Below are 5,955 nucleotides of genomic sequence, written 5' to 3'. Positions count from 1 at the left end.
GAGGTCTTGCCGACGCATGGAGGGCCGCTGGAGAACCTCCACGTACACGATGCGATGATCCACGACGTCCACGATCAGCATGCCCGTGGAGGGGGAGAGGGGAAGACATCGGTGGCCAGCTCCGTAGGGCTGTCCCTGTGGGTGGTCCGAAGTCCGGATGCTCTGACAGAAGTCATCACCGCAGCCGCACCCGCCGAACAAGCGCAGATCCCACGCGCAGATCGACAGTTCGCGTTCCCCTTCGTCCTCCAAGAGGGCCATCAGCTCACTGATGAGTTCCGGGAAGACGTCGCGCACGAGGGGGTGCTCCTGCTCCATGCAGCGAAGGTAGCCAGACCCCTGGGTGAGCGTCCACGTGATATCCGCGGGACCGAGCCGGTTGGGGAGCAGCGCTGACCCCCTCGATGCGAACTACCGGCAGTTCGGTCGCTGAAGTCTCCCGTCCCGGTCATCCACGCTGACAGGGTCAGGGCCGGTCGGCTGCGGGTGGCACGGTTGCTGTACTTCTGTGCTGTACAGCAACCGTGCCACCGGTACGCCGGACGAAGTCAGGGCCTGATGTCATTTCAGGGCAGCACGTGAGTAGTCCAGTTCGCTGGGTTCAGTCCGTACACCCGGACGTGCTTGAGCATGCCCTTCAGACCGCCGGCCGCCGTGAGGGCGGCTGGTGCCTTGTTCCGCCCTTCGTAGATGAGACAGACGTCCAGTCCCTCGACGGTTTCGCACGCCTGCTGCTCATGAGCGGCGAGCTGCTGCAACTGCGCGTGGGTCGCCTCGGTGTACGGGGTCGCCGAGAGCGAAATGTCGTAACCGTGCAGTTGCCAGCCGATCGCCACGCTCCAGTTTGTGTCGCTCGTGTCGTCGGACTGCCAGTCGTCCGTGGCGCCGCCGCTGTGGTCGCTCGTTGAGCCATTCGGGAGGTCAGTGATCGACACCGGCAGCGGGACAGCGCTGTCGGCGACCGTGGCCGACGCCGCAATGCGCAGCAGGGTGCTCTCCTGGCCGGGGACGGGCACGTACTGCGCGGTCAGTTCGGCCCACCGTCCGTCCGAGCTCTGCCAGCGCAGGAGGCTCTCCATGTTGCTGACAGGCTGGTCGGCATGCGAGGTCGCCCAGTAGGCGCGGCGGCCGTTTACGTCCGGTGCGGGCAGCCGGTACTTCATCGAGGGGTCCCGAGCGCCCTTCACCGCCGGGTCCACGCCGCGCGGATAGACGAACAGGCGGAACAGCTCGCGCATCCCGGCGCCCGGCGCTGACTTGCCGCTCGCGAGGGCATCGGACACCCATCCGGTCTGTGTGTACCCCTTTGCGCTGACTCCCGGGGGCAGCCAGCCAAACTGGGCCGTGCTGCGGATCGGATCGTGGGGGTCGACGCGGCCCGGGAGGTGCCAGCGTGCCGGGCCCTGCCAGCCGTCGGCCGGTCCTCGCCCCACGTCGGCAGGGAGGACGGGGGCGGTGGTGTGCCCGGGCCCGGCCAGGAGGGCGACGACGGTGGCGGCCGCAAGGGCCAGCGCCGCAGCACCGAGGCGGACACGGCGCCTGCGGCGGCGCAGGCGCCGGCCGGCGTGGACCGCAGCCGGGATGTCGACGCGGCTGGGCGGGGCGTCCGCAGTGTGCGCGAGGGCGCCGAGTTCCACGGCAAGGGTGTGCCCGTGCGAGTCGTCGAGGTCCGTCGTACCGGTCATGTCCGGCTGCCTTCCGTGACGGGGTGAAGGGGTTCCTGCGGGTCGTGGTGATGCCGCAGCTCCAGCGCGCGACGCAGCGCGTCGAGGCCGCGGGCAGTCTGGCTCTTCACCGTGCCTGGCGAGCAGTTGAGCGTCTCGGCGGCCTGTTCGACGCTGAGCTCGCAGTAGTAACGCAGCACGACCGTCGCCCGCTGCCGCGGCGGCAGCGCGGCGAGTGCCTCGCGCAGGTCGAGGATCGAGTCCACGTCGGTGACGGGTGCGAGCGGCTCCTTCTCGAACCGCAGCAGCACCCGCCGCCAGGGCGAGCGGCGCTCGGCGAGGAAGGCGTTGAACAGGGTGGTGCGGGCGTAGCCGTCCGGATTCTCCATCCGGTGCACGCGTGGCCAGTGCAGGTACAGGCTGGTGATCGCCGTCTGGGTCAGGTCGTCGGCGGTGTGCCAGTCGCCGGACAGCAGATAAGCGGTCCGGCGCAGCCACGGCGCCCGCGACGCGGCGAATTCGGCGAACTCGTCGTGGGTCTCGGTGTCCGTCTCTCTCACGGTCACCTCCTTTCACGGCCCTAATGCAGCAGGGACCCGTTTGGTTGCACGGAAGATGCACGGCGATCGTCGGGTGCAACGCGTGCGTCGCGTGCCCTGAGCTTGGGAATCTACGCCTAGGACACCGGGAACCGCCTCTGGCCAGTGAACTCCAGGGAGAGCCGGTCTGACTGGCCCGGCGTTCTCCCCCTGGCTCCCCGCCTCTGGCTGCCCTTGCGGGCACGCTTCGGGCACGGGCTCGTCTGGCGCTGATCCCCTCGCCGCGTCGGGGCCTGCTCTCGGGAACCGTCGGCTGGATGTTGGTCGTCCCTTAGCCTGCTGTGACGGGGGGAGTCTGGTGATTTCGGAGCACGCGAGCCATGAACGAGAGCCCGGCGCGATGGCCGCACTCGGCTGCTTGCTGGCTACCGTCGGGCTGGTCGCCACACTGATCGCCCTCTACACGGTCCACATGGGGATCCCGCGCGCCCTGGAGTGCCCTCCAGTTGGGCCGCCGGACGACCCCGGACCAGGTCTGCCCGGCCCAACCCAGCTGAGGTGCCGATCGGGCCGGGGTGGGGCCGGGGCGGTCATCCGCGGGAAGGTCGGCAGATGCGGACGGTTGCCGTGCCGCGCGAGCGGAGCGAGCGCCTTGATTCAGTAGAGAAAGTCATCACAACGCCCCGCTCGGACGCCCCGCTCGGGCACCCTTCCCGGTCTCGGGTGATGCTTGACGGGGTGGCATCGGCTGATGCTTGACACCGCTTTCCTCCGCTCGCTACGCGCCTTGTCGGAGTCGTTCCGCGGCTTGGGCAGGCGTGTCGTAGTAGCCAGGCTTCGCCAGGAGTACGGAGCTGAAGTAGTAGCCCTGATCGTCCTCTGGCTCGTCGTCAGCCGCGAATGGGCGCCACAGGGCTATGAGCAGGTCGGGAGCAACGAACGACGCGCGATTCTCGGGATCGGCCCCAATCGCGGTGTGTTCGCTCATGCGTTGGACGACCTCTCGTGCTGGGAGGGCAAAGACGTCCAGGCTCCTGAACATCACGCGGTCTGTGTGCGTGGAAGGCCGCCAGAGCTCAATGGCTTGGAGAGCGTCTGGCGTGCACTCGATGCTGATCATCAACCCGCTGGGGCGGACGATGTGCTGTCCCGGCCGATCGGACTCCGAGAGCTTCGCAGGATCGCGAAGCCCGGCCAAAGCCGCCGCAGCTGCATCCCTGGGCATACCGATCTGGAGTGGGCCGACCCTGGTGGGCGGTGCGAGCTCGAAGTCCATGCGGGCATGATGTCACCCCGGACTTGTGGGGCCGCGGCGGCTCAGTCCCCTCTTCGTCCTGGGGCCCTGGCAGCATGCCGGCCACGCTCGGCAGCGCGAAGCAGAGCCCTGGCCACGCGTTCGGCAGTACACCTCGATCGCCTTCACCGAGCGGCTGGCCCAGGCCGGCATAGCGCCCTCGATCGGCAGCGTCGCCGACGCCTACGACAACGCACTCGCCGAGTCCACCATCGGTCTGTTCAAGACCGAGCTGATCGCACGTCACGGACCCTGGAAGACCTTCACGGACGTCGAGTTCGCCACCGCCGAGTGGGTCGACTGGTACAACCACCGACGGCTCCACGGCGCCCTCGGCCACACGACCCCGGCCGAACTCGAAACCGCCTACGATCGCCAAAGAACCCGCGCCGACGAACCCGTCAGCGTGTGACATCGAGCTCGATACCGAACCCGGAGCGGTTCAGTTGGCGTCGCACCCGAGACGTCGGGCGGTCTCGTCAGCCTCATCGAGGAAGGCCCGCGCGGTAGCCCGGTCCTCGGCGCGGGCGGCAGCCATGGCCCCGGTCAGGAACATCGTGCCGTAGATCGACAAGAACTCGGGGGAGGCGGTGCCGAGTCCTGGTTGGAGGTAACTCGCTGCGTCGTTGACGAGCTGAACAGCAGAAGCGAAGCGGCCATTGGACAGCAGGCAGTGGGTGACCGATCGGAACAAGGAACCGATGACGACGGCCTTCCTTCCCGCTCTGCTGAGCTGCTGTGAGCCCACGATCCGCGGCGATCCAAGCGAGGTCCGTTTCCCTCAGCTTGGTAAGCACCATCGCTGACCCCTGATAGGTCATGGCCGTGAGGGCGTTGGCTTCCTCGCGCGAGTTGCCCTCGTAGCTCTGACATGCCAAGAGGGCGTCTGTAAGCAGCAGCGGAAGCCGCCTGGTCGCGAATCCGTACCGCGAGTCCTGGTAGGCGTCCCACACCTCGGCGACTCCGGATCGCAGGTCCGCTAGCTTGATCTTTAACCACTGGCGTCGAACGGCCCTGCCGAACGTGATCACTCGTTTCGGTAACTGCCGTACGTGGAGGCGGCCTTCGTCTGATCCTGTGCTCCGACCAAGGAACGCACACAATCATCACGAAGGCCGTGGGGATGAGTCTGCTGCACGATCGCGTTGAGCACGACGGGTTCGCCGAACTGTCACGCTTCCGGGGCGAGTTCTACTCCTGCCTGACAAAACGCGGAGACGCCCTGTTCGAGCTGGTTGCCGCCGTGCTTTGCGCCGATGGGCCGGTCAGATCTCTGGTGGAGCTGTCGCTGGTGGGAGAGCACCGTCGTGGCCACGGCGGGCTTTACGCGGCTCTGGCCCGGGGTCGGATCGATACCGATCACTTTCGGCGAGCGCTCGCAGCGGTCCCGCTGCCGCGAGCGGCTGACGGCCGGCTCGTGCTCGCGGTCGACATCACCTGCTGGCTGCGACCGGATGCCCACACCTCACCCGAGCGGATCCTGTGCCACACCTATGGGCGGGGCAAAGACCAGCACATCCCCATCCCGGGCTGGCCCTACTCGGTCATCGTTGCTCTGGAAACCGGCCGCAGCTCGTGGACTGCTCCGCTGGACGCGCGCCGCCTGGCGCCAGGGGACGACAGCGCCAGCGTCACCGCACAGCAGCTGTGCGAGCTGGTTCAACGTCTCATCGACGCCGACCAGTGGCAGCCCGGAGACCCGGACGTGCTCGTGGTCGCGGACGCCGGATACGACGTTCCCCGCCTCGCCTACCTGCTGAGAGACCTGCCCGTGCAGGTGCTGGGGCGGATGCGCTCGGACCGCGTCCTGCGCAGGGCATGCCCGCCCCGCATCCCCGGCACATGGGGCCGACCACCCAGGCACGGCGGTGAGTTCGTCTTCGGTGATCCCGCAACCTGGGGCGCCCCGGACACCCAGACCGTCACCGAGACCCGCCTCTACGGCACCGCGACCGCCCGGTCTTGGGACCGGCTGCATCCGAGGCTGACTCACCGATCCGCCTGGGTGGTGGATACCGGGACCCTGCCGGTGATCGAGGGCACCGTGATCCGCTTGGAGGTTGGCCACCTGCCCAGCGGGGCGATCCCGAAGCCGGTGTGGCTGTGGTGGTCGGGCACCGACGCCACTGACGCCGAGGTCGACCGGCTCTGGCAGGCCTTCTTGCGCCGCTTCGACATCGAGCACACATTCCGCCTTTTCAAGCAGACTCTCGGCTGGACCTGCCCGAAGATCCGCACGCCCGAGGCGGCGGATCGCTGGACCTGGCTGATCCTGGCTGCCTACACCCAGCTCCGCCTCGCCCGGCCCCTTGCAGCCGACCTCCGTCGCCCCTGGGAGCAGCCCGCGTCGCCCGAACGCATGACTCCCGCCCGCGTCCGCCGGGGTTTCCGACACCTCCGCCGCAAGGCCACCTGCCCAGCTGGCGCACCGAAACCCAGCCGGCCAGGCCCAGGACGC

At 68.3% G+C, this 5,955-nt stretch carries 6 protein-coding genes and 1 pseudogene; 2 read left to right on the top strand and 5 right to left on the bottom strand.

Annotated features, from left to right (window positions below):
• The 4 genes from TR48_RS11745 to TR48_RS11730 all read right to left on the bottom strand — a co-directional run.
• Window positions 1–318, bottom strand: a 318-nt coding sequence (locus TR48_RS11745; RefSeq protein WP_063770967.1) for a hypothetical protein, incomplete at its 3' end; no start/stop codon positions are given.
• Between the two features lie 248 nt (window positions 319–566).
• The gene (locus TR48_RS11740) at window positions 567–1,637 is read right to left on the bottom strand and encodes a hypothetical protein (protein ID WP_152627926.1); all 1,071 of its coding nucleotides are present in this window, start codon (window positions 1,635–1,637) and stop codon (window positions 567–569) included.
• A 44-nt stretch (window positions 1,638–1,681) separates the two neighbouring features.
• Window positions 1,682–2,224: a SigE family RNA polymerase sigma factor gene (locus tag TR48_RS11735; RefSeq protein WP_042366029.1), complete on the bottom strand. Its 543-nt coding sequence runs from the start codon at window positions 2,222–2,224 to the stop codon at window positions 1,682–1,684.
• A gap of 757 nt (window positions 2,225–2,981) precedes the next feature.
• Entirely contained in the window at window positions 2,982–3,479 is a 498-nt protein-coding gene (locus TR48_RS11730) for a hypothetical protein (protein ID WP_042365992.1), read from the bottom strand.
• 115 nt (window positions 3,480–3,594) lie between these two features.
• Between TR48_RS11730 and TR48_RS44935 the strand changes: the two are divergent.
• Window positions 3,595–3,909 (top strand): annotated as a pseudogene (locus TR48_RS44935) (integrase core domain-containing protein); the annotation flags it as partial.
• Between the two features lie 30 nt (window positions 3,910–3,939).
• Here the strand turns inward: TR48_RS44935 and TR48_RS44685 are convergent.
• Window positions 3,940–4,245, bottom strand: a complete 306-nt coding sequence (locus TR48_RS44685) for a hypothetical protein (RefSeq protein WP_052442591.1) — start codon at window positions 4,243–4,245, stop codon at window positions 3,940–3,942.
• Between the two features lie 375 nt (window positions 4,246–4,620).
• On the opposite strand from TR48_RS44685, the gene TR48_RS11715 reads away from it, so the two are divergent.
• A partial coding sequence (locus TR48_RS11715; protein ID WP_042365991.1) for an NF041680 family putative transposase occupies window positions 4,621–5,955 on the top strand: 1,335 nt, incomplete at its 3' end.

The organism is Streptacidiphilus neutrinimicus (assembly GCF_000787815.1).
In the GTDB taxonomy this organism is placed as follows: Bacteria; Actinomycetota; Actinomycetes; order Streptomycetales; family Streptomycetaceae; genus Streptacidiphilus; species Streptacidiphilus neutrinimicus.
The sequence above is the reverse complement of the archived record's forward strand: the minus strand, read 5'-3'. Positions and strand labels throughout refer to the sequence as shown.

Bases quoted from the DNA above. Each gene is read 5' to 3' on its own strand.
- TR48_RS11730 (WP_042365992.1), bottom strand. From the start codon at position 3,479: ATGGACTTCGAGCTCGCACCGCCCACCAGGGTCGGCCCACTCCAGATC.